We start from the raw sequence: 20,162 nt of genomic DNA, 5'->3' as shown, positions 1-20,162 counted from the left end.
CCTGACGTTTTACCGAGGTTCGGGCAGCTCTTGACGGTTTATGATTTGTAACAGACTTCGCTTGCTCAGTTGGTCCGGGAAAATAACCAAATTATTTTCCTTCTTGAATCTAGCCGAAGAAACCAACAACGCCTCGATCTTCGCCTCCCAGGCCAATCGCCCAATGGCCTGAGTCAGTCCTTCGCCATTCTTGGCTTGAACAGTTTGCCAATCGGCTTCGAGCATCCGCTCTTCCGATACTCCAAGATGCTGACGAATTTTTCCATCGGTTAGATTGAGTACACGTTGCAGTCTGACTTCAATTCCAACCAACACTAGGGGCAACCGCTGCTCGTAAGGTATGCAGTATTGTCCATAATGCCCAAAGTTTCGGCCAGTGCCGCATAAGGATCGAGTGTGCCATAGATTGCACAAAATAGCCCTGGTGGATTCCAGCGGCCGCCATGTATTTTGGCTCCTGCGCCGGTCAACAAGTCACCTCTGTTCGCATACTTCGTGGCGACGGCTCGGCACATCGTTCCTGAAAACGGGACTGCATGCGCAAGGCAACGCTTGATGCCACGGCGTAATGCATTGGTATCGGGGTGTTCCTTGCGGGCATTAGACATGCCGAGCCAAACGAATGATGTGGTGAGTAATTCACGAGACGATTCCACTTGGGTATTACGATAGCATTTCAGGACTATTGGGGCATTAGATGTTGTCCCTACAAATCCAATTTTACCTGCTAGTGGCAGTGGAACACGTTTCATTGTGCTATTCTTCTGGAAACTTAAATCCCCCACGGGGATTATAGCCCATAGCCGATGGTTAATCGCACGTTCGCTGAGGGTTCGCTGCGCTTAACCCCAGGCACCCTACTACTGCTCTCAACCCGTGGCATCCAACTACCATGCCGCTGCGTCCAAACCCTGGCATCCTGCTGCAATTGCCACGATCTGGTTTACTTTTCCTGCTGCCATAACACCGCTGCGGGGATTTCTTGCCGCTCGACGCCAGGGCCTGAGTAAAGGACCTGTAGCGCAGGAGTGCCCGTCTGTTCCAGATAAACCAGTTCCAGCGGATGGACACCGGCGGTCAGTTTGATACCCGGTTCCGCCTCGAATTCATCCACGCTGTTGTTGACTGTCGTGCCGATGCGCGAGGACCAGGTCACTTTTCCCTCGCCATCCAAAACTTCCACAATCGCCTGCGACAAGCGCTCGCCGCAGCAATCGCCACGATTGAAAACTTTGATCAGTCCAATCTGTTTTTCCTCCCCCAGATCGACCGACCACCAGGGATTGGTTTCGGTATCGGTGCTGGACAGCGACCCATTAAAAAACGAGGAACTGGTATTGCCGTCATTGGCCCGATTGGCCGTGCAGCCGTAACCCGTGGTGGACTGGCTGGCCTTGCCCGCGGTCTGCAATGGTTGCTTGCTGACATGTTCCAAAATTTGCACTTCGGCCAGGGAGAGGATTTTTTGCTCCCCTTCCAGGCGGACCCGCACGGTGCGTCCCACGGCCAACGGAGCAGCTTCAGCCGAAGCTGCCGATTGTCCCGGTTCTCCGCCAGCGACCAACTGTCCGGCGACCGTGAGTCTGATGCGCGGGGAGGGCTGACGCACCCGCTGCCCGCGCTCGACCGCTTGAAAGTGATATTCGCCATCCTGCGGAATGACGATAAAACCCCGCAACCGATGCGCGCAAAAGAAGCTCTCGGGAAATGCACGTGGCTGCAAGGTATCCAGCGTGCTGGTCAAATCGGGCGTGAGCGTGGCAAAGTCCGGAATCTCTAGCCAGCGACCGGCGTAGTAATCATAGACTAGGCCCGGGGCATATTGTTTGCCGTTCGCCGTCACTGGGGGCACCTGCGTATAGGTTGCCTGACTGGCCAAGCTGCTGCGGCCATCGGGAGCAAACAGGCGTGCCTGGATGGTGGTGGTGTTTGTTAACCGCAACGGTTCGCGATAGAGGGGGGACTCGGCCGTTGGCGTCGATCCATCCAAGGTATAGCGAATTTCACCGGCCATGCCCACGCTTTGCAGTTCGACCATTTTTTCCTGGGTAAATCGGCTTCCGGTGCTAAACGTGACCCCCTGGCAATCGGTCCGGAAGGGCGAGGCTGGCAACCCCGCGCTATTCACCAGATTTGGCTGGGCTGTATTCTTCCAGCCAAAACGGACAAATAGGGGTTGCGGCACTTGCGGGCTATGTACGATGACGCTGTCGCCGTCGATTTTTGCCTGGGCATCGACAAAGCCATCGAGCGTGCCGATTTGAAAGAACGTCGGAGGTTTGCCGTCGCGCGTGGTCAGGCCCTCGGCATGATCGAATGAGACGCGAATGCTTTCCCCTTCGATTTTGGCACTTTTAAACAACGGCCCGGAATAAACCAATTGATCTCGGCCGTATGTTTTGGCCAACGCCCAAAGCGCGAGTCGCTGGCCCACTTCGCGCTTTTGATTGGGATGAATATCGCCGATATTCGGGACCAAGTCCGTGGTGACGGCCAGACCGGTATTGGGCAATTGCAAAGCCGCGAGCTGGGCTTCCCAAATCCCTTCGACGTTTCCTTCTGGATAGCCCGACCAGGGGGCTAATTGCGCGATCAAGACGGGAAAGTCCCCCTGCCCCCACGCCTTGCGCCAGCCGCCGATTAGCGCCTTTAACTTATCAAAATATTCCATCCCCTGGCCATTGTTGGCTTCGCCTTGATACATGACCGCGCCACGAATGCCGTAGGGAATGATGGGATGAATGGCGCCGTTGTATAAGCCCAACGGCAGCCATCCCCGCTGCACGACCACGTCCAAACCCGCCGGTTGCGTCGGTCCGGCGGGCCACGGCGCATCGGCGGCAATCGCCGCGCGGGCTTGTTCCTGCCATTCGGCAGTCACGCGATCCAGGGCTGCGGTGCGCATCCGCCGATATTCACGTTCGACGTTGGCGGTCAGGCGGGCAATCTTGGCCTGGGAAGGGATCATCTGGCAGCCGATGGCTGGCGTGAACGACTCGATGGGAATCGCCCCGGCCGAGGCGTTGATGATGCCGACCGGTACGCCCAATTCCTCGCGGAGTTTCTTGCCAAAGTAATAAGCGACGGCGGAAAAACCGGCTGCGCTGTTTTTATCGCTGGCTTGCCAACCGGCCCCGGTGTCGGTTTGGGGGCTGGTGGCGATCCGCAATTCCACGTTACACAACCGCAGTTGCGGGTCGTGCGCTTTTGGCAGATCCTCCCCCGCGGTCGCGGACTGAGAGACTTTCCACTGCATGTTCGACTGGCCAAAGCAAAGCCAGACCTCGCCAACCAACACATCGGGGATTTTGATCGTGTTTTTGCCCTGGACGATCAATTCGTGCGGGCCTCCGGCCTGTTGCGCGGGCAAATCCACGCGAAAGCCGCCATCTGCGGCGGCGGTCGCCGTTGCGGTTGCTTCGCCCAACGTGACCTGAACCTGCTCGCCCGGCGCGGCCCAACCCCACACGGGGATGGGTTGTTCGCGCTGCAAGACCATCCGGTCGCTAAAAATGCGCGGGAGGCGCACATCGGCCTGGGCCAATGATCCAAGCCAACTGAACAGCGCCATGCCTGCCACTAGCGATCGAAATACCAACATGAGTGCTCCCCTAGATAAGAAACCGCTTCACGGCGCGCGGTAGTGTTACAGCTCTCGCCAGCCGCTTGACAGAGCCAACTGTATCACAGCCTGGCGCATCATCCTATGATTGATGCGGGAGAATCCGGATGATTTCACCGTTAATTTGCGCAGCGGTGGCCGATTGTTTTTAAAGGATGTGACAGGTATTTGGATAACACGAGCGAATGCGAGTCGAAGCCAGAACCCCGTTCTATGCGCGCAAGGCACGGCAACCGTAGGCTAGCGACCAATGGTTGATTTCGTCACTGTCACTGATTCCGTCACGGTCACAGCATAAGCATCAACCGCCACGTGATAGCGTCCGGTTTGATTCTCGTCATTTCAAATAATAAATGGTTACCTAAATTTTTTACTCTCGCGTTGTTTTTAGCGTTGTCTGTTCTCCCGCGCGACGGATAGGAAAACCCAATCGCTTATCGACCAAATTTAATAATGGCTCACCGGTCTGGTAGCGTCGCAGATTCTCGCAAAAAAAGTTCGTCATGTTATCGATCCGCCGCGCGCTTTGACCCGCCACGTGCGGCGTGATCAGCATATTCGGTAGGTCCCACAGCTTGCTGGTCGGCGAGAGTGGTTCCTCGGCCGCCACATCGGCTGCGGCGGCGGAGAGCGGCCCATACTCGAGCGCCGCGACCAGGTCCTCCTCCACGACCAGCTTGCCGCGCGCCATATTAAGGAGCAGCGCGCCGCGCTTCATCCGCTGTAGTTTCTCGCGGTTAAACAGCCAGCGGGTCTGGTCATTCAGCGGCAGGCACAGGATCAACATATCCACCAGCGGCAGCAGTTCATCCAGGCGCTCCGCGGGCCATAGTTCTTGCACGTAGCTCGGTTTGTCGATGGGATACACGTCCGTTGCCAGAATTCGTGTCTTGAACGGGGCCAGGACTTCCGCCACGCGCCGCCCCACGGCCCCAAAGCCCACGATTCCCACGGTGCTATGGGTCAGGTCACGCGTCGGTCGGCGGACATACTCGTGGGCCTGCTGCTGGCGAAAAAACGTGGCCATATTACGCGTGAGGGAGGTTGCCAGCATCAGCGTATGCTCGGCAACTTGGTCAGATAAGACGCCCGACGCGCTGGTGACGGGAATGTCAGATTCGATCACAGAGGGGACCAGGCAGTGATCTAGCCCCGCCGCCGAGGATTGAATCCAGCGCAGCCGGCCCTGTTGCACCACATCCTCCCAGGGCATGGGTACCTTGGCATGGCCGCAGAAGATGTCCGCCGTCATGATTTCCCGCGCGATCCCTTCTTGGCCCGCGTCTAGTACGCTGGCCTTGGGAACGATTTGCTGGATTTGTGCGACGTGGCGGGATTCGACGGGATAACACAAAACGATGCGCATGGGCGTGCTATATAAACGCGGCAGCGGCAAAAACGAGGGACGCTCCCCCAAAAATAGCCCATTTGCGACGGCGTTGGTAGGAGGGCTGCGGTAAATAGCTTGAACAGCCAGCGAAAGATTTTATAATAATAGTGTTATCGCACCAAGGATGTGCAATTGCTCGGTGGACATCCATTTTCAGTAACACTCGTGTGACCTATGCAGCCCCCTGTCGGCCAGGAACTTGTTGAATTCACGGCGTTTTTATCAGATATGATACGTCAAGGCCAGTCGCATTTATCTCCCGAAGAGGCACTCGACGAGTGGCGCGACTCAGTGAAGACATTTTCTGTTGATCCCACGGATTATGAATTAATCGATGAAGCCCTGCGCGATTTGGCCAAGGGCGAACAACCAGTTCCGTTCGCTGATTTTGATCGCCATTTTCGCATTAAACAGAATATTGAATCAGATAAATCATGATACCGATTTATATCATGGAGAAAGCCAGAACGGATATTCAAGAATGTTTTGATTGGATCGCAAGTCGATCCGCCACAGGCGCCAAGCGTTGGTAAGAATCGCTATCCCAGGCGATAATTCGAATCTCGATAAATCCGGCAATTTATTCTATATTACCTGAGTCCACTCCGTGCTGGAACAGAAAAATACAGCAAGCATTAATTAAGACGCCTTACGGTCGTCGTTATCGCATATTATTTGAGCTCGAAAATGACCGCATTCTCATCTTGCGGGTGCGAGGACCGGGACAACGCCCCGTCCGTATGCGGGACTTGCCTGGGGATAGCTAACTATGCCCTGATATCGTTTTTTTTGCCCCAACCTTGCTCACCGCTTTCCCGTCCGCGCTTGATTTTGTGCCATGGGGTCAGTTAGTCTGTAAAATGTGCCCCGGAATTGCGGTTTCAGGCTGATTTTTCCCCACGGGACGGTTTGATGAGTTGGCAACCCGCGCCATTCATTGCATAATAAGTGCTTGAGTCTATAACGGGGGTAGAGGGAAGTGGAGTTTGGGTGACGCGGCATGTTGGCAACTGTCGCCTAAAATCTTTGTTCGTTTCGCTGCCGCAAAGCTAAAAATTTGCGGAATTTTTCCCGCCTGGATAATCCATCACGCATGAAAACAGCCATTACCACGACCGGCACGATTTTCTTTTTGCTCGCTTTGCGAATTGCCATTGGCTGGCACTTTTTTAGCGAGGGGTTGCATCACGTCCAGGACAAAAACTGGTCCAGCAAAGGCTTTCTTAGCGTCAGTGTCGGACCCTTTGCCGAATCGGTAAAAAACCAGCTCCCCACCCATCATCGCTTTGCCCATACCGCGGGCTTGCCGTTTGCCGAAGGGGAAAAGCGGCCCGGGGTGGCGGATCGCGATTACTACGTCGATGCGCTAGCTCATTTTAATAAGCCGCTCGACCAAAAGCTGCAATCGTACAAGGCCGACCCCAAGAAGCCTGATCAAAAGCTCGATGATGAAAATCATCCATTGTATAAAAACCCCATCACCGGTAGGTGGGCGTTGCAGATTATGCGCGATCTCAAGGCCAATACCAATGCCGTTAGCACGCATTATCAGGCGGGGACCATCTCGGCGGAGCAAGTGCTTCAGGCCGAGAAAGCCCGCCGCGAAAAGATCGCCCAACTTGCCGCGAGTGCAAAGACCCCGGAAAAAGATAAAAAACCGGCGGAAAACATTCCAGCGGCAAGTGAAAATAAACCAGCTGATGCAATTCAATCGCCGGTAAGCGACAAGCCCGCGGATGCGACCAAACCAACCGAAAATTCCGAGCCTGCGGAATCTGGCAAACCAGCGAATAGCGGCAAAAACGAGACCACATCCCCCCCGGATGCCACCCCTTCGGACGCAACTTCCCCGGCCAAAGAGACCGACCCGCCGTCCGACATGCCCCAGGATCAGTCAAAATCAGGGGATGATGCCGCCAATAAAGCGGCACCAGAGAGTAAAGATTCCATAGACGATAAGCCGACCGAGCCTTCCCCTGAAAATGTGGAATTTCAGAAAGCGACCAACTCCGACAAAAACACATTGGAAGACAACCCCGCCGACACCGACAAATCCGCCGCTGTGGATGCCACTGCCGCTGTGACCTTGGTCAAATTTCAAGCGGGGGAATCAACCACCAAGCAGCCAACTATTACTCCGGCCGCCGCCGTTACCAAGACCGACAGTACCCCGGCGGATGCCGCGGCCGCTGCCACAAAATCCAGTGAGAAAAACCCCACCGACCCAGCGACAACTCCCCCCTCCGACAAAATTCCCTCCGCAACCGATAAAGGGGCCAAGCTAACCCAGGCGGACCTCTTTCATCAGGATTTGCTGACCTACATGGAGTTTGTAAAGTTACGGATGCAAGCCTGGGAGCAGGACATTTATGAATATCGGGCGGAATTGACACGGCTAGAGAAAATGGCGGCGGAGCCAACTGCTGTGGTGCCATTTAACGACAAACGGATTGCGGATAAGCGCAAGGAACTGGCCGCCAAGCCCGCCGCCTGGTGGGCCGAGATCGAAGCCATCGAAAAAGGGTTGACAGCCCGGCAGATTGCCCGGCTAACCGACGCCCAGCAGGCACAATTCAGCAAAAATCCCTATCTGCCGCCAGAGCCAGGCTACGTTAAGATTGACCGGGTCGTAAAATGGGTGTTACTGATAGCGGGGGCTTGCCTCGTCGTGGGCCTGTTTACCCGTCTGGCGGCCACCGTCTGCGGATTATTTTTGCTGCAAGTCGTGCTCCTTAACCCTTTTTGGGAACCTTTGGCCGTCAAAGCCACGTATTACGAATGGGTGGAGTTGCTCGCTTGCTTTACGCTGGCCACGACCCTCATCGGGCGGGTTGCGGGGTTGGACTATATCCTACATGGTCTAATCATGGGTCAGTCGCAAGGTTCTCCCCCTACACCCGCTCCCGCGCGTGCCAGGACGTAGTTGAAACGTAGTCTTATTTTCTTGCCAATTCTCCGTCATTACTCAATATTTCAACGCTTTTCACCCCCACCATTGTCAAAGGCCTCCGCCATGAACCTGTTGGATGAACATAAGAAAGTCGGCGCCCAAAACTTTGAACTGGCCATCTCGTCCGAGCTTGCCCGGGACTCCGCGGGTAAACCGGTGGATGCCGCCGGCAAGCCCACCACCAATCCAGACAAGTTTGTGTATAACCGCCGCGAGTTTTTAGCCGGAACGGTGGCCGCGGGGGCGGTCAGCGGAGCCGGGCTGGGGGCGATGTACTTTGGCTATGGCAAGAAAATCGATCCCGTACGGGTGGCCTTTGTGGGATCCGGGGACGAGGGGAACGTGCTGATTGGCGCCCACAATCCCGACTATCTACAGTGCGTGGCGATCTCTGACATTCGCCCGTATAACATTCATCGCAGTTTTCATGGCGATTGGTCCAGCGCTAATACGATTGCCGTCCGTCCGGGACTCATGAAAAAGTATGGGTACAAGACCGAGGACGAAGCCCGCCAAAATATCAAGGTGTATGGCGATTATAACGATCTGATCGCCGCCAAGGATGAGCTAGGACTAGAGGGGATCATCATCGCCCTCCCCTTGCATTTACATGCCGAGTGCGCCATTCGCGCGATGCGCGCCGGACTGCATGTGCTCTGCGAAAAACTGATGGGTCAGACCGTCGCGCAGTGCAAAGAGATGGGCCGCGTTTCGGAGGAAACCAAGAAACTGCTGGGCGTGGGGCATCAACGGCACTATAGCGTGCTGTATGACAACGCGGTGCACGTGATTAAGAACGGCTTTGTCGGCGATGTGCACCACATCCGCGCGCAGTGGCATCGGTTGAATGACACCTGGAAGCCCGAACTGCCCGGCAGCGAAAAGCTGGCCAAGAATCTGGAAAAATGGGAAAAAGAACTGGCTGGAATGAAGAAAAGCCCTGGCGCGGCCAAGGAAGTCGAATCCCTAGTCAAGCGGATCGAGCAAACCCGCAAACAACTGCTGGATCTGGGAGAGGAAGACGCCAAAAAGCACGGCTACATCGCGGATGTGCTCAAGGACGCCCTGACCGGCCAGACCTATAACCGCCCCGCGATCGAGGAACTGATCCGTTGGCGGATTTTTGCCCGGACCGGGGGAGGCCTCATGGCCGAACTTGGCAGCCACCAACTCGACGCCAGCACCATCTTTTGCACCGCCGCGGCCAACCACCCGGATAAGGACTACAAGGCCATGCCCATCGCCGTTACGGCGGTCGGCGGTCGGCACATTTATCCCTTTGACCGCGAGACCGAGGATCACGTCTATTGCATGTATGAATTTCCCGGACCAAAGTATTATGACTTCACCGGAGAAAAAGCCACCGATAAGAAAATCGTCAAGGACCCGCATAACAAAATCGGCGTGACGTATTCCTCCATCAATGGCAACGGCTTTGGCGACTACGGCGAGTACGTCATGGGGACCAAGGGGACGATGGCCCTGTTGCGCGAGGCCGATTATTACCTTTGGCCAAATGGCAATGACAGCATGACCACGGCGATTTCCGTCAAAAAGGACGCCGTCCTGGACACCACCGCCAGCGGCGGCGCGGCGGTTAGCAGCGGCGTCGGCAAGGCCGCGCTCGAGGCCGGCCCCATCAGTCGCGGCTATACCGAGGAACTGGAGCATTGGGCCTGGTGCATTCGCAATCAAAACGACGACAGCATCGATCCCAAACTGCTCCGCCCCCGCTGCCATCCCAAGGTGGCCATGGCCGACGCGATCATCGCCCTCACTACCAACATGGCGATCCGCAATCCCGAAAAACCGCGCATCGAATTTAAGGAGGAATGGTTCGACATTCACAATGACGCCACACCGGAGGGCGTCAGCCCAAATGTGAATAAGGACGAATACAAGCCCCGCACGAGTACGGGGGCTGTGGCGTAGGGGAGCTACGGAAATTTCACCGCGGAGTCGCATTGTATACAAGTCAATGGACAAAGGAATTTTTATGAATATTGACTTTACGCAACTTATCACAATTGAATCCGGGAAGCGTAATGGCCAGCCATGCATCCGTGGTATGCGAATTACCGTGCGCGATGTGCTGGAATATCTCGCGGGTGGGATGAGTGTTGAGGAACTTCTTGCTGATTTTCCAGAATTAACGATAGATGATGTACGAGCTTGTTTTGCCTATGCCGCCAGTCACTTGGCGAGGCCAGCGGCATGAGTTTGCTGTTTGATCAAAATCTTTCTCGTCGATTGCCACTACTTCTGGCAAACGAATTTCCCGGATCAAGACAAGTTCAATTAATCGGACTGGATACCGCTGAGGACCGGATTGTTTGGGAATACGCTTTGCGGCACAACTTGACGATAGTTTCCAAAGATTCCGATTTCCAAAGTCTATCTTTGGCTAATGGGGCGCCACCAAAATTTATCTGGTTGCAAGTGGGCAATGGACCAACGCGTAAAATTGTTCAACTCTTGACCTCGCGAATTTTCGATATACAGACTTTTATCTCAGATCCAGATGCGGCGATGCTTATTTTATCTTAGGTAATGCATGTCCGAGAACCCGACCGCGAATTACGCCATCGTCTATGTCCTGGTCAATCCCGCCATGCCGGGGCTGGTCAAGATTGGCCGCACGGCCGCGCACGACACAGCCATTCGCCTGGCACAGCTTTACACCACCGGCGTGCCCGTTCCCTTTGAGCTAAAGTTTGCCTGCCGGGTGCAAAATCCCGATGAAGTGGAACTGGCCCTGCACACCGCCTTTGGCCCCCAGCGCATCAATCCCCGGCGGGAGTTTTTTCGCATCGATCCCGAACAAGCGATCGCCATTCTGCGGCTGCTCCATACCGAGGACGCCACCGCCGAAGTGGCCGCCCAACCCACGGGGATCGATCCGCAATCCCTGGCCGCGGCGGAAGTCCTGCGCACCCGCCGCCCCAGCTTAAACTACTATGAAATGGGTATCCCGGAGGGTTCCATTCTGGTCTGCCCGGAGAATGGCGCGACGGTCACGGTCGTCGGACCAAAAAAAGTCCTCCTCGGCGAGACGGAAATGTCGTTAACCGCCGCGACGCGGCAAGTGCTGCAATTAGACTATAACGTACAACCCACGCCATACTGGACGTTCCAAGGGCGGTCGTTACAGGAAATCTATGAAGAGACGTATGCGGATGTGGAATGATATGAGCGCTGCATGCCGCCGTAGTAATAATGATCATCATTATAAAATGCCTTGGTTTTCCCCCAGGGAAAGAATATAATACAAAGTTGCAGAATTGTTGAGAATCAATCTTCGCGGGTGGGACTGGAACTTGTTCCAGTATGCGCGGCACTAGAAGCAAATTGGTTGTAGCCGAACTATTCTAATTCTGCTTCTTGCCGCAGCGCGGTCAAGGAACAAGTTTCTAGGGTACCCTTGCGAATCACCTGGGCTACCCGCTCAAGGGTTGTGAGTTGTGAGTACCAACAGCGCGGTGCCAGCAGCCATCAGCAAAATCGCCAGAAGATGCACACAAAGTTCCATTTCTTTATTATAATATTTTCCAATCTGTGGAAAATAAACTTCAATGATAAAAATGATTGCATAATGGCTCAATATCAGAGCCATGCCCAGAAATGCTGCAATAAAACCGATTAACTTCATAATCCCCTCAAGGCCCGCGCAGCTGTGCCTACAACAGTTCCAAAAAATCCAACTCCACCGGCAAAAGCAACTCTTGAATAGGGTGTTGCACTGGATCGAATATCATGCCGTTCCTGCCAATATTCCTCCGACGAATGTCATTAAAAGGAGTACCCAGTCTCATTGTGCCCTGCCACCAAGTTCTGGAAAAATCGCGAATGCCACCAGAGAAATTTCCGACGTCTTGAACGATCAGCAGGCCTTGGTTGTACGAACCGGGTACCCCCGATTAGCACTCATGATCAAAACGGCTACCACAGGAACTTGTTCCTGGGCCGCGAAGCGGATGGAAGCCATTTCTTGATAACCGCGTTTAAATACCGGTAAACCCACGGCATGTCCGGCCAGAGTTGCGGATCACCAGCGTGAAATGGCATTTGGGTTTAATCCGCCGCAGCTTTTCTTCGAGCGGTTACATCAACCGCCCCAATCGTGGATGCAGATCCCGGAACCGCACATGATACAACCCCGTGACCGGATCGCGGCGATACCCCGAGTATAACACCTCGTTGTCGTAAGCGGAACTGGTCCGCGTGCCGTAGCTCCCGTCGAAGAACAGCGGTTGGCCGTAGGGGTCGTATAAGTACCGCTCGACCGCCGTCCCCGCATCGTTCACCAGGCAGGTGACGTTCATCTTGGGGTCGGTCAGGTAATAGAGCCGGTCGCCCGTGGTCGGCACGCCGCCGGGATACGTCGTGGTCTGCCGAAAAATCGGCGCGTCGATGTACCGCAACGACCACAGATACTGCTCGTCCCGCACGGCTGCGCCTGCGGAAAACTTTTTTGACTCCAACAACCGGGTATCATTTAAAAATATTTATTGCCACCTATCGGAGATTTATAAAGAGAAGCATACGGAACTGGAATAGCACACAACAATTTTGTGTTGTACAATTGTGGATGCACAGGAAGTTGATGGAATTGTCTATCCAGTGCTGTTAGGTTATTCAATTATGCGATTTTTCTGAAATTTCTCTCCCTATATCAAGCGTACCATGCAAACCCGTGAAGTCTTAACATTAGCCTTGGCGTTGCCGATTTCCGATCGAATCACCTTGGCCCAAGAATTGTGGCGGAGCATTCAACCGGAATGCGAGGCTAATGGGGATGTAACTTCTGTGTTAGAATTGGCAAAACAGCGGGATCATGAATTGGAAACTGGGCTTGTGCGGCCAGTGACCCACGCAGAAGCGATGTTAGCCGCAAGAAATTCCTTGTGATGATTGTTGTCTATCACCCTGATGCGCAGGCCGAGCTTATTGAATCCGCCCGATTCTATGAATCACGGGTTAATAAGCTGGGAAGCGATTTTTTGAATGCCGTGGACGATACGGTGAAACTCATTGCTGAAAGGCCGGAACGGGGGGAAATAATCCAGGCTAATATTCGTTGTTTTACCATGTCCCGGTTTCCGTATGCAATTTATTATCGTATAAGCTTGGATCACGTCCGAATTCTGGCTATCAGCCACCATAGCCGCCACCCGGATTTTTGGCGAAATCGTCTGCGGGAATGACAGCTAGCCCCGCATCAACCCCAGCGCTTCGTCATGCACCAGGCCATTGGTCGCGAGGGCGTTGCCGCTGGATATGCTGCGCGTTCCGGCCCAGTCGGTAAATCGTCCCCCCGCTTCCTCGATGATTGGCTGCACCGCCGCCGCGTCCCAGATATTCATCAAGGGGTCGATCGCCATTTCCACCCGGCCCGTCGCCACCAACAAATAGCCGTAGCAGTCCCCCCAGGTTCGGTCCAGCCGCGCGGCGGATTGCAAATGTTCGTAGACCTCGGGGCGGTTGATTTTCTTGTAGCTTTTGACTTCACTGGTGACAAAGCACCCCTCCGCCAGCCGTGCCACGCGCGAGACCTGGCAGCGGGTGGCGGGTTGGCCCTGCCGTATGTGCCAGCAACCCAGCCCCCGTCCCGCGTAAATCAGTTCATCTAGCCCCGGGATAAACACCACGCCCAGCAGGGCCGCTCCCCCGGTCTCGACGGCAACCATGGTTCCATACAGCGGCACGCCGTGAATAAAGGACTTGGTCCCGTCGATGGGATCGAGCACCCAGCGAAAGCCGGATGTGCCGGGGCGTTCCGGGAATTCCTCGCCGAGGATGCCATCCCGGGGAAATTGCGCTTCGATCCGCGAGCGCAAGAGCAGTTCGGCCTCGCGGTCGGCGACGGTCACGGGAGAGGCGTCGGCTTTGCGCTCGACCGCCAGGCCGGGGTTTTGAAAATAGCGGAGTGTTAACGCGCCGGCCTCGCGCGCGATGTCGCGGGCAAACTCGAGGCGAGAGGCAATATCCGCGGGGTCAGTAGGCTGGTTGGTGTCCATGTCCGCCAACTTAGCCAAAATGTATGGAAAATGCCAGTGCGGGAGGTGGGAGGCGGGAGGTGGGAGGTGGGAGGCGGGAGACGGGAGACGGGAGACGGGAGGCGGGAGACGGGAGATGGATGTTTGGCAGGGACAATACTAACGTTAGCCACGGCGAAACCCGCGCATTTGTTAGCGCAAAAAAAACCGGAGAAGCGATTCTCCGGTTGAGCGGGATTGCTTGCGCAATTTGAGTAAATTCCACAGACTGATGCTGCAATCCAGACAGCCGGTCCCCCTCCGCGCTGCGAAATTGCCCCCCTACCCCGCAAGCCTAGGAGATGGCCGTCAGCATCAATTCTTCTTTTTCGACTGGCGTCGCCAAGTAATCCAACTCCCCGCCGGCGGCGATGAGCTGGGATAGTTTGACTTGTTCCAGTTGCCGACGAGCGGCTTCTGTCACCGAAAACAACGCCCGCCGCAAGCGAACCTGGGATTCATCGGGCAGGGTCTCATCCCAGGTCATTTTGGCCTGAAACGGACCGTCAATAGCCTCAATAATATCCAGCAGCGAAATGTCCTCGGGTTTGCGTTCGAGGGAGTAGCCCCCCTCCACGCCCCGAGTTGAATGCAGCACTCCGTGAGTCACCAAACTACGCAAAATTTGCAGCAAAAACCGCTCGGGCATTTTGCCCGCGGCGGCTAATTTGCTGCAAGGAACCGGTTGCTGGCTATTGCTGGTTGCCAACTGCATTGTTGCCTGCAATGCATAACTGACCGTGCGCGAAAGCTTCATCGATAGCATCCCCCCACAATGCGAAATATTTACATTTCGCAGGTTGCCGATTCGCCTTCCCCGGCTCAATACATCTTTAGCCCCCCTCTCGAATTAAATCGAGTGGGTGAGACAAAGACGAATAAGCTTTAACGAATCCCCTGAACTGGTAGAACTATCCCCGATTGCCACTTCTGTTCACCAGTTGATAATCTCAGTCGCATTGAAATCTTTTGCCATGTTCCAAGGTAAATTCTTGTACAAAGCACAGATCCCTGTCCTATGTTCTACATGCGCTGAATCGCACACTCGCACCTCACCTAGTTATTTTCCCCCCTAGGTTGGCGATCGTGTGCACGCAAGCCAATGACGTGAAGAACTCACGTACTGCGTGAAACCGCAATTAATAGCCATGCTATACACAATCAGCGGTTTTGTCAAAAAGATTGTTAGGATCTGATGAAAATTCCCCAAATAATTCCTCGGTGTCCAATTTACTCGGGTTTTTTAGGCTCTGGCCAGAATGATAGTAAAAATAGGGAGGCCGCACCCACGACGAGCATCACATCGGCCAAGTTGAAAACCGGCCAGTCAAATAAAATTTCTTGTTTTGGTATTTCGCGCTGCAAAATTGGCTCAAAAACGATGACTTCGTGCTCGATTCGAAAGAGCAGCCAGTCGCGCACGGCAAAAACGTGCTGGCCAGCGCGTTCTGGGGGAAAACTCCATTTAAGTCCTGGCAATCCCAGTCGATCATATAAATTGCCGGTAATTCCCGCCAGGATAAAGCCCAGGATAATCGCCATGCGACGATCGGCGATTCCCCCGCGAATCCACAGCCAATAACCAATCCCCGCCATCGCCACAAAAGAGAGGGCAGCAAATCCCAAGGCAAATCCCTGGCCGATGCTAAAAAGAGCCCCTTCATTCAGGGCGGTGGTCAGGCTGAACCAATTGGGAATAATGACGATCCGGTCGCGGGGTGGGTGTCCCAAACGCTCAAAAATCCAGCTTTTACTCCCCAGATCCGCCGCTAATCCCACCGCGCAGCAGACGGCGAACCATAGTGTATTGACCAGTGTGCGTCTGGTATTTGGCTCCATGAATGGCAGGATGACGCAGAAACCCGCTTCCGACAAGGGGAATTGTTTTAAAAGCCAGAGAATTTGCTGTTAGCGACCTGTTCCCCTCAGTCCACAATTGTGGTCCGGGGGGGTTAGCGGCGCACGCGCCTTTGGACGGGGGGCGCCGTGGCACGGGCGTTAGCGGTAGCGCGGGAGGGTGCTAGCGGCTTGACCTGGGCAGTGTTGGCAGACTGGGGCAGCGGTTGCGGTTCGACACCGGTCCCGGGGGGAATGATTGTCGTGGGCACTTTGGCGGGTTCTTGGCTGGCCAGGGCGCTATTGGCCGCCGCCCCCGTACCCCCTTCTCCGGGAAATTGTTTGAAGTCAATTTGCTCACCGGTTTCGTCGTATTTGGCCAGTTCCAAAACTTTGCCCGCTTCGTTCCAACGGGTCCATTGATTGACTTGCAAGCCGGCTTGGTATTCACCCTCGAGCATTTTACCGCCGGAGGCGTGCCACCACTGGAATTTGCCCTGTTGTTTACCCGCCAGGTAGTCCCCTTCGATTTGCTTTTGGCCATTGGCATACCACCAGGTAAAACGGCCCGAGGGGAGATCATTTTCAAAGCGTCCCTCCATCTGCTTTTGGCCGTTTTTGTGCCACCAGGTCCATTGGCCATGCCGTTGGTTTTGACCGCTTTTGCCAATCACGGTAAAGGTGGCCACGCCATTCCAAAAGTCAAAATTTGGCTTAATGATTTCCTTGGACATCAGGGTGGAGCCTTCGGCCCGTTTGACATGCGGCTCGTACCAATCGGTTTGCAGGGCGAGTTTATGCCCTTGAAAAAAGCTTTCCCGTTTGACCAGTTGCCCGTCGCGACCATATTCCAGGACGTCACCGTCAATCTCGCCATGCTTATAGGGAATTTCCCGTCGGACCAATCCCGTGGGAAAGTACCAAGTGTTAACTCCCGCGCATTTGCCATTTTCAAATTGCCACTCCAAAACTTTGCGATTTTTGGCGTCGCTAATTTTCCAGGTCCCCTGCAATTGATCGTTTTCAAAGGTGGCTTCACTGACAAACGGCGCGGTAAATTCCTTAAACATCGGCCCGCTGAACATGGGGCCTTCGTTCATGGCAAAGGAACGGGTCCATTTGCCCTGCTTTTTACCAAAATTGTATTCCCCGCCACCCGTCATGCGCCCCCGTTCGTCAAACTGCACAAACGGCCCATGATTGATAAAATTTCCCTCGGCGTCCTGGGTGACATTCCGTTCGACCTTGATCATGGCATTGGGATAGCGTTCCCGAATCGTCTCGGTCGGGAAAGATTCGCCATTTTCCGTGCCGACTGGCCCCTGCTCCGCGAGATAGTCTTCCCCCTCGGTACTGGAAATTCCCGCGTCGGAAATTACCCCATCGGTGATGACTTCTTCTGGAGCTGGGGTGTTGTCGGGAACTTCCGGTTCTGGCTCCTCCACCGTGGCGTCGCTCTCCATGGGCGCAGTGACTGGCCGGGGAGATTGCTGCTCCCGTAGGGCTATTCTGGGCTGGGGAGTCTGGCGGGTGGATTCGGCATTGGCGATGGAGGTCGAATAAGATTCCGTGGTGGTTTCTTCAGGGTGCAACGCGGGCGGATCGGAGGGGATGGCTTGCGGGGCAGGTTCTGTATATTCTTCGCCCGCTAACGCTGATTCTGTAATGGTAATTTTAGACAAGCGGGGGTCAGGGGAGTTTGACAGAGGCCCGGAATTCCCGTTATCCCGCGATGCCTCGGTCAATTCAACCGGGATGGAAGCGGACGAATTACCTTTGGACGAATTTTGCAAGACACTAACCAGCGGGGCAGTCACGCCAGACTCGCCACGGCTGTTGGCTGTCGGGCCGGTATTTGGTGATACTGATGATGATTGCGGGGGGGCTGGATCCCTGGCGGGGGCTAATCCCGCGGGGGGGGCCACCGGTCCCCGCACTGCCGGAGCTTTCCATTGGGGCTTGCCCAACAAATACGTGGCCTGCAAGACAGGATCGAGACCACGGGGCATCTCGGCGGTAAGTGCCAAGGGATGCGCGGCTTGCTGCGCGGGTTGAAGTTCGCGGGGATGCGCGGACTGTGTTGGCTCGTTAGCCAACGCAACTGCCAAGTTACATCCACCGATGCCAATCGACCAAAGAATTGCTATCCGCCATAACCGTTTCATACGTTCCTGCCTCTGTGCGATCAAAGTTTGCTGTGTCGGTTACCTGCCGAATTGGCAAACAAGTTATTCCCAGTTGGATGCTAGGTGAATACGCGCTCCCCGTCGCTAGCATCGTTGTAACAGCACACCATAGCCTATCTGTCACAGATTATCGGTCGAGAAAAAAGCTCTGGCACGGTTTATTCGACACGGGTGTAACATCTTGCCTAAAGCCCCCAAGGCAACAGATTGCTTTGGGATTACTGGAATCTGGGCCGAAACATGGCCAAAGTTGACTTTTTCATCTAATAGGAATTTTGATAGGTACTGACAAACTCGTGACAATAAATTTCTGAGTTTGTCGGCTAAATTCAAAAGCGTTCCTTCTGTACAAATTCACGTCTGATCCCGGTCCGCGGACCTGTTTTCGGATGCTTGCCATGAAAAATAGATTGATGAATTGTCGAGGATTGGTCGTTCTTTTGATGTTTTGCTTTCAGAGTTCCTTCCCCACAGTTGGGCCGGGAGGCGAACTCCCGGAAAACCAATCCCCGCCAGCTCCGCAACCCCGTGCACCATTCATAGCCCCCAAACCCGCCACGCAACCCCCGTTGCTAGCAGCCGTCGTCACGTCGCCAGCGGAATCCGCGGACCAGCCTGTCAAAACGGGAACATTACGGGGGAGGCTGATTTTTGATGGCACGCCGCCACCCCCCCAGCCGCTCATCGCCGCCAACCTGGCCCAATCCGACCGGGCCGACTTGCGGTATTACGCTAGCTTGAACCTGCGGGATGAGTCGGTGGTTGTTAGCCCAACGGGTGGTCTGAGGGACGTGTTGATCACGGTTCACGATGCCAACTTTCCCACCCCGCCCCCCACGGATAAGACCCTCCCCCATCCACCGGCGGAGATCATCTATGAGAATGGCAACTTTGCTCCTCGGTTATTGGCCACGGATGTGGGCCGGACGCTGCTCCTTCGCAATAACGACCGTTACGCGACCAATTTTCGGTTGCAGGGGCAAGAGAACGATATCAATGTCATGCTATTGCCCGGGAAGTCGCTGGTCGTCCCGCTCAAACCCGAGAAACGGGATTTGCCCATCCTGGTCAATAGCAGCGTCTATCCCTGGGCGAAAAGCTATCTGTATGTGGGGAATCACCCCTTGGCCGCGATCACCGATGCTAGTGGCGATTTTGAATTAACCGGCCTCCCGCCGGGCGAATGGACGTTCCGTGTCTGGCATCCACACTTTGGTTATTTGAACATGCCCCACTGGCCGAAAGGGCAATTCCGGGTGAAGATCGCCGTGGGCGGGAATGATTTGGAGGCAGTCAAGGTCGCGCCGCCGCCTCCCCCGCCCGTGGCACCTGCGCAAGAGAGAGAGGCACGGTCGTGAATAGAACAGGAGGAAACGGAGGGGGAAGAATTTATATTGTGCGTGTTGGAATGTATCCATCGCTATTTCTTCTGTGGGCTGAAAGCCCAACCTATCCCAGCCTAGGGCAAGCGCAGCGTCGCCCTAGGAAATCTAATTAAAGTAAAACTATTGGGGTTACGGGCTTAAGCCCGAACCACGTTTCATCCATGCCAATCCTTGGAAAATATTGAGGCACAGGGGGTCGGGAGTCTTCCGCGAACACGTCGCTTTGCTAAATGCGTTTTCACCGCGTCAGACTCCCGACCCCGAAATGCACCATCATGAAACTGCACAGAAACAATACCAGTCTCAATTCATCCATACATCACAGAACTAAGAGAATTATGTTTTTGTAGGAAACTCAATCTGACGAATTTTCCAACAGATGTAGTTGACATTTTGCATCCAAAACTAAGTATCGGAAATTCTGGTAGTAATACTCTTCTCCACCTTTGGATTGCTCTTCTCGTAATGCAAATATTCTTTCCAATGTGCTTTCCATGGCTTGAATATACTCTTTCCAAGCCTTGATACGGTCTTGCTTGTTTGTACAGAGGTCCAACTGTGAATCGCGAATCGCTTTCAACGCCAACGCTTGCCGATTCCACTCTAACCTAGCTCCCCTGTTCTGCCTCAGCCGAAATTGGACAACGCCGCTGGTTGGGTTAATATAACCCTAACTGGAGGAATGATCCATGAGCGAAAGCAAGACCCGGCGGCATTTTAATCCGCAACAAAAAGCCGAGATCGTGCGGCGGCATCTG

At 54.7% G+C, this 20,162-nt stretch carries 18 protein-coding genes; 8 read left to right on the top strand and 10 right to left on the bottom strand.

What is annotated here, in order from left to right:
* Nucleotides 1–9: 9 nt before the first annotated feature.
* The 4 genes from SFX18_10930 to SFX18_10915 all read right to left on the bottom strand — a co-directional run bounded on the left by SFX18_10930 (nucleotide 10) and on the right by SFX18_10915 (nucleotide 4,988).
* Nucleotides 10–315 carry an RES family NAD+ phosphorylase gene (locus SFX18_10930; GenBank protein ID MDX1963659.1) on the bottom strand — a complete coding sequence of 102 codons (306 nt, stop codon included), beginning with the start codon at nucleotides 313–315 and terminating at the stop codon, nucleotides 10–12.
* Entirely contained in the window at nucleotides 315–752 is a 438-nt protein-coding gene (locus SFX18_10925) for an RES domain-containing protein (GenBank protein ID MDX1963658.1), read from the bottom strand. Before SFX18_10925 ends, SFX18_10930 begins: the two co-directional genes overlap by 1 nt.
* A 191-nt stretch (nucleotides 753–943) precedes the next feature.
* Nucleotides 944–3,601, bottom strand: a complete 2,658-nt coding sequence (locus SFX18_10920) for a chitobiase/beta-hexosaminidase C-terminal domain-containing protein (GenBank protein ID MDX1963657.1) — start codon at nucleotides 3,599–3,601, stop codon at nucleotides 944–946.
* A 391-nt stretch (nucleotides 3,602–3,992) separates the two neighbouring features.
* Complete coding sequence (locus tag SFX18_10915) at nucleotides 3,993–4,988, bottom strand: D-2-hydroxyacid dehydrogenase (protein MDX1963656.1); 996 nt, start codon at nucleotides 4,986–4,988, stop codon at nucleotides 3,993–3,995.
* 198 nt (nucleotides 4,989–5,186) lie between these two features.
* Between SFX18_10915 and SFX18_10910 the strand changes: the two genes are divergently transcribed.
* From SFX18_10910 to SFX18_10885, 6 genes are all read left to right on the top strand, one after another.
* Nucleotides 5,187–5,450: a hypothetical protein gene (locus SFX18_10910; protein ID MDX1963655.1), complete on the top strand. Its 264-nt coding sequence runs from the start codon at nucleotides 5,187–5,189 to the stop codon at nucleotides 5,448–5,450.
* Nucleotides 5,451–6,105: 655 nt separating this feature from the next.
* On the top strand, nucleotides 6,106–7,935 hold the full coding sequence (locus tag SFX18_10905; GenBank protein MDX1963654.1) for a hypothetical protein: 1,830 nt from the start codon (nucleotides 6,106–6,108) through the stop codon (nucleotides 7,933–7,935).
* Between the two features lie 90 nt (nucleotides 7,936–8,025).
* A complete protein-coding gene (locus SFX18_10900; protein ID MDX1963653.1) occupies nucleotides 8,026–9,894 on the top strand; it encodes a Gfo/Idh/MocA family oxidoreductase in 1,869 nt (622 codons plus the stop codon).
* 64 nt (nucleotides 9,895–9,958) lie between these two features.
* A complete protein-coding gene (locus SFX18_10895; GenBank protein ID MDX1963652.1) occupies nucleotides 9,959–10,180 on the top strand; it encodes a DUF433 domain-containing protein in 222 nt (73 codons plus the stop codon).
* On the top strand, nucleotides 10,177–10,509 hold the full coding sequence (locus SFX18_10890; protein ID MDX1963651.1) for a DUF5615 family PIN-like protein: 333 nt from the start codon (nucleotides 10,177–10,179) through the stop codon (nucleotides 10,507–10,509). Before SFX18_10895 ends, SFX18_10890 begins: the two co-directional genes overlap by 4 nt.
* A 7-nt stretch (nucleotides 10,510–10,516) precedes the next feature.
* Entirely contained in the window at nucleotides 10,517–11,149 is a 633-nt protein-coding gene (locus SFX18_10885) for a GIY-YIG nuclease family protein (protein ID MDX1963650.1), read from the top strand.
* Between the two features lie 258 nt (nucleotides 11,150–11,407).
* On the opposite strand, the gene SFX18_10880 is transcribed toward SFX18_10885, so the two are convergent.
* Nucleotides 11,408–11,611 (bottom strand): hypothetical protein, encoded by a 204-nt coding sequence (locus SFX18_10880; protein MDX1963649.1) that lies wholly within the window; start codon nucleotides 11,609–11,611, stop codon nucleotides 11,408–11,410.
* A gap of 451 nt (nucleotides 11,612–12,062) precedes the next feature.
* Nucleotides 12,063–12,410 (bottom strand): hypothetical protein, encoded by a 348-nt coding sequence (locus SFX18_10875; GenBank protein ID MDX1963648.1) that lies wholly within the window; start codon nucleotides 12,408–12,410, stop codon nucleotides 12,063–12,065.
* 459 nt (nucleotides 12,411–12,869) lie between these two features.
* Here SFX18_10875 and SFX18_10870 point away from each other — a divergent pair, with 459 nt between their 5' ends.
* A complete protein-coding gene (locus tag SFX18_10870; GenBank protein ID MDX1963647.1) occupies nucleotides 12,870–13,166 on the top strand; it encodes a type II toxin-antitoxin system RelE/ParE family toxin in 297 nt (98 codons plus the stop codon).
* A 3-nt stretch (nucleotides 13,167–13,169) separates the two neighbouring features.
* On the opposite strand, the gene hisN is transcribed toward SFX18_10870, so the two are convergent.
* The 4 genes from hisN to SFX18_10850 all read right to left on the bottom strand — a co-directional run bounded on the left by hisN (nucleotide 13,170) and on the right by SFX18_10850 (nucleotide 17,998).
* The gene (hisN, locus tag SFX18_10865) at nucleotides 13,170–13,997 is read right to left on the bottom strand and encodes a histidinol-phosphatase (protein ID MDX1963646.1); all 828 of its coding nucleotides are present in this window, start codon (nucleotides 13,995–13,997) and stop codon (nucleotides 13,170–13,172) included.
* Nucleotides 13,998–14,292: 295 nt separating this feature from the next.
* A complete protein-coding gene (locus tag SFX18_10860; protein ID MDX1963645.1) occupies nucleotides 14,293–14,754 on the bottom strand; it encodes an Rrf2 family transcriptional regulator in 462 nt (153 codons plus the stop codon).
* Between the two features lie 473 nt (nucleotides 14,755–15,227).
* Complete coding sequence (locus tag SFX18_10855; protein MDX1963644.1) at nucleotides 15,228–15,872, bottom strand: signal peptidase II; 645 nt, start codon at nucleotides 15,870–15,872, stop codon at nucleotides 15,228–15,230.
* A 77-nt stretch (nucleotides 15,873–15,949) separates the two neighbouring features.
* Nucleotides 15,950–17,998, bottom strand: coding sequence for a hypothetical protein (locus SFX18_10850; GenBank protein ID MDX1963643.1), 2,049 nt, complete (start codon nucleotides 17,996–17,998; stop codon nucleotides 15,950–15,952).
* A gap of 590 nt (nucleotides 17,999–18,588) precedes the next feature.
* Here SFX18_10850 and SFX18_10845 point away from each other — a divergent pair.
* Complete coding sequence (locus tag SFX18_10845) at nucleotides 18,589–19,377, top strand: carboxypeptidase-like regulatory domain-containing protein (protein MDX1963642.1); 789 nt, start codon at nucleotides 18,589–18,591, stop codon at nucleotides 19,375–19,377.
* Nucleotides 19,378–20,162 lie beyond the last annotated feature (785 nt).

The sequence above is a fragment of the Pirellulales bacterium genome, from assembly GCA_033762255.1.
In the GTDB taxonomy this organism is placed as follows: domain Bacteria; phylum Planctomycetota; class Planctomycetia; order Pirellulales; family JALHPA01; genus JANRLT01.
The sequence above is the reverse complement of the archived record's forward strand: the minus strand, read 5'-3'. Positions and strand labels throughout refer to the sequence as shown.

Excerpts from the sequence above, each read along its gene's own strand:
- SFX18_10860 (MDX1963645.1), bottom strand. The coding sequence starts at position 14,754 with ATGAAGCTTTCGCGCACGGTCAGTTATGCATTGCAGGCAACAATGCAG.
- SFX18_10880 (MDX1963649.1), bottom strand. The coding sequence starts at position 11,611 with ATGAAGTTAATCGGTTTTATTGCAGCATTTCTGGGCATGGCTCTGATA.
- SFX18_10920 (MDX1963657.1), bottom strand. The coding sequence starts at position 3,601 with ATGTTGGTATTTCGATCGCTAGTGGCAGGCATGGCGCTGTTCAGTTGG.
- SFX18_10870 (MDX1963647.1), top strand. The coding sequence starts at position 12,870 with ATGATTGTTGTCTATCACCCTGATGCGCAGGCCGAGCTTATTGAATCC.
- SFX18_10890 (MDX1963651.1), top strand. The coding sequence starts at position 10,177 with ATGAGTTTGCTGTTTGATCAAAATCTTTCTCGTCGATTGCCACTACTT.
- SFX18_10905 (MDX1963654.1), top strand. The coding sequence starts at position 6,106 with ATGAAAACAGCCATTACCACGACCGGCACGATTTTCTTTTTGCTCGCT.
- SFX18_10910 (MDX1963655.1), top strand. The coding sequence starts at position 5,187 with ATGCAGCCCCCTGTCGGCCAGGAACTTGTTGAATTCACGGCGTTTTTA.
- SFX18_10925 (MDX1963658.1), bottom strand. The coding sequence starts at position 752 with ATGAAACGTGTTCCACTGCCACTAGCAGGTAAAATTGGATTTGTAGGG.
- SFX18_10885 (MDX1963650.1), top strand. The coding sequence starts at position 10,517 with ATGTCCGAGAACCCGACCGCGAATTACGCCATCGTCTATGTCCTGGTC.
- SFX18_10915 (MDX1963656.1), bottom strand. The coding sequence starts at position 4,988 with ATGCGCATCGTTTTGTGTTATCCCGTCGAATCCCGCCACGTCGCACAA.
- SFX18_10895 (MDX1963652.1), top strand. The coding sequence starts at position 9,959 with ATGAATATTGACTTTACGCAACTTATCACAATTGAATCCGGGAAGCGT.
- SFX18_10900 (MDX1963653.1), top strand. The coding sequence starts at position 8,026 with ATGAACCTGTTGGATGAACATAAGAAAGTCGGCGCCCAAAACTTTGAA.
- SFX18_10850 (MDX1963643.1), bottom strand. The coding sequence starts at position 17,998 with ATGAAACGGTTATGGCGGATAGCAATTCTTTGGTCGATTGGCATCGGT.